General features: G+C 66.3%; 2 protein-coding genes and 1 pseudogene. All 3 read left to right on the forward strand.

What is annotated here, in order from left to right; genetic code table 11:
• Positions 1 to 139 precede the first annotated feature (139 nt).
• A complete protein-coding gene (locus tag EA346_RS00145) occupies positions 140 to 451 on the forward strand; it encodes a hypothetical protein (protein ID WP_296754104.1) in 312 nt (103 codons plus the stop codon).
• Positions 452 to 558: 107 nt separating this feature from the next.
• Entirely contained in the window at positions 559 to 2,742 is a 2,184-nt protein-coding gene (locus EA346_RS00150) for an ATP-dependent RecD-like DNA helicase (RefSeq protein WP_296754107.1), read from the forward strand.
• Positions 2,743 to 2,893: 151 nt separating this feature from the next.
• Positions 2,894 to 3,072: pseudogene (locus EA346_RS00155) on the forward strand (DNA polymerase IV); the annotation flags it as partial.

Raw genomic sequence — 3,072 nt, forward strand, 5'->3', positions numbered from 1 at the left:
CATTGCCGTGGTGCACTGCGCTCGGCGTCCGGAACGTGAATTACGGCTTGCGGAGCTTTCGTGCTAATCAGGTAAGAAAATGGGTATCGGCATTCGCCGGGGCTGTTTATGGTTCCATCGTTAATTTGGAGAAGCCATTATGCGCATTCTGAAGAAACCATCCGACCTGCCGCGCGATCACCCGGCGCAGTGGATCGCCGCCGAGATTCTCACTCGCATCGGTCCAGGCGAGGGCTATCTGGTGCTGATCGAACCGGAGGACTTCGATCGAGATCTGCGCCTGCCCGAATTGCGCTACCGTCTCGACCGTGTGCCTTGGGAGGGTGGCAGTCGTTATCCCGGGTATTTTCATGCCATACACTTGACCAATAACGAGTTTGGGATCAGTTTCTTGGTCCCTGACTCCGTGAAAGGACCTCTCCGCCAATCGCTGGAGGCCTGCCTTGAATAATGCGAGAAAGGAACGAAGGCACTTGGCGGCGTGTTGGCTCAGAGCGATATTCAGGCCGGTAGGCGTCGTCCCTTGACGGCGATCTCGGGGTGCTGAATCGTCTTGCGATGCGCCGGCATCCCGAACCGTCTCCGTCGTCCCCACCGCGGGAGACCCTCGCCGGTCTGGTCGAACGCGTCACCTTCCACAACGCAGACAGCGGCTTCTGCGTGCTGCGCGTGAAGGCGCGCGGGCACCGGGATCTCGTGACCACCGTCGGCCATGCCGCGAGCATTGCCGCCGGCGAGTGGATTACCGCCTCCGGGGAGTGGGTGAACGATCGCACCCATGGGCAGCAGTTCCGGGCGCAGTTCCTGCGGGTCTCGGTGCCGACCTCGATCGAGGGCATTGAGCGCTACCTCGGCTCGGGAATGATCCGCGGCATCGGGCCGGTGTATGCGAAGAAGCTGGTACGCGCCTTTGGTGAGCAGGTGTTTGATGTGATCGAACAGGCGCCCGAGCGATTGCGCGAGGTCGAGGGGATCGGCCCGGTGCGCGCCGAGCGCATCCGGGGCGCGTGGGCGGAACAGAAGGTCGTGCGCGAGATCATGGTGTTCCTGCACAGCCACGGGGTGGGGACGGCGCGCGCGGTGCGCATCTTCAAGACCTACGGCGCCGATGCGGTGCAGGTGATGAGCGAGAATCCCTATCGGCTCGCGCGCGACATCCGCGGCATCGGCTTCAAGACCGCGGATGCGATCGCGATGCGGCTGGGGATCGCGCCGGACGCGATGATCCGGGTCCGCGCGGGCGTGAGCTTCGCGCTCACCGAGGCGATGGACGAGGGTCACTGCGGGTTGCCGGTCGAGCAACTGCTGCCGCTGGCCGCGGCCCTGCTGGAGGTGCCGGCGACCCTGGTGCAGACCGCCGTCGATCTGGAGCGCAGCGAGGGCACGATTGTCGCGGATGCGGTGAATGAGGTGCCCTGCCTGTTCCTTGCGCACCTGTACCGCGCGGAGCAGGGGATCGCGGACCATCTGCGCCGTCTCCTGCACGGTGCACCGCCGTGGCCTGTGATCGACGCGGACCGAGCGCTGCCGTGGATCGAGTCGCAGGTGGGCCTTGCGCTCGCGGCCAGTCAGGCCGAAGCGGTCCGGCTCGCGCTGCGCTCGAAGGTGCTGGTGATCACCGGCGGGCCGGGGGTCGGCAAGACGACCCTGGTGAACGCGATCCTGCGCATCCTGGCGGCGAAGGGCGTCGAGATCCTGCTGTGCGCGCCGACCGGACGCGCCGCGAAGCGGCTGTCGGAGACCAGCGGGCGCGAGGCCCGCACGATTCACCGGCTGCTCGAGGTGGACCCGAAGTCGGGCCGGTTCAAGCGCGACGAGGAGTTCCCGCTGCGCTGCGACCTGCTGGTGGTGGACGAGACCTCGATGGTCGATGTCCGGCTGATGCAGTCGCTGGTGGCGGCCGTTCCCGACCACGCCGCGCTGCTGCTGGTCGGCGACATCGACCAGTTGCCCTCGGTGGGTCCGGGACAGGTGCTGGCGGACGTGATCGGTTCCGGGACGGTCCCGGTGGTGCGTCTGACCGAGGTGTTCCGCCAGGCGGCGAGCAGCCGCATCATCCAGAACGCCCACCGGATCAACCGCGGCGAGCCGCCGGACCTGTCGCGGCCCGAAGGGTTGAGCGATTTCTACTACGTCCCCGCGGAGGACCCGGAGCAGGCGGTGACGCGCATCATCGACCTGGTGCGCGACCACATCCCGCGCCGCTTCGGGCTCGATCCCGTGCGCGAGATCCAGGTGCTGTGCCCGATGAACCGGGGTGGCGTCGGTGCGCGTTCGCTCAACATCGAACTCCAGGCGGCGCTGAATCCGGCCGGGGAACGCAAGGTCGAGCGCTTCGGCTGGACGTTCGCCCCCGGCGACAAGGTGATGCAGATCGAGAACGATTACGACAAGGAGGTCTACAACGGCGACATCGGCTACGTGGAAGACGTTGACCCGGACACCCAGGAGCTCACTGCGCGTTTCGAGGAGCGCACGGTCACCTACGGATTCGGAGAACTCGACACCCTCGTGCCGGCCTATGCGGCGACCATTCACAAGAGCCAGGGGTCCGAGTATCCGGCGGTCGTCATCCCGGTGCTGACGCAGCACTACCCGATGTTGCAGCGCAACCTCATCTACACGGGTTTGACCCGGGGCCGGCGGCTGGTGGTGCTGGTCGGGCAGCGCAAGGCGATCGCGATCGCCGTGCGCAACGTGTCGGGCCGGCGGCGCTGGACGCGGTTGCTTCAGTGTCTGTGAGGCCCTCCAGCATCCCTGGGCAAGACGAACGCCGGAAGTCGCGGCAAAGGAATTCGGCAACAGGCGCGAAGGCTTTTCGGTTGATGGACAATGCCGTGAACGGGAGGCGACCGCTCTGATCTTTCTGGACCGCTGCATCGCACATCTCGACATGGATGCGTTCTACGCGTCCGTGGAGTTGCTGCGCTACCCGCAACTGCGGGGCCAGCCGCTTGTGGTCGGTGGGCGCCGTGTCGAAGCCCCGTCTGTGGGCGACGACGGTGCGTTTCAGTTCACCCGCCTGCGCGACTACCGCGGCCGGGGCGTGGTGACCACCGCGACCTACGAGGC

This window comes from Thioalkalivibrio sp., from assembly GCF_007692535.1.
In the GTDB taxonomy this organism is placed as follows: Bacteria; Pseudomonadota; Gammaproteobacteria; order Ectothiorhodospirales; family Ectothiorhodospiraceae; genus Thioalkalivibrio.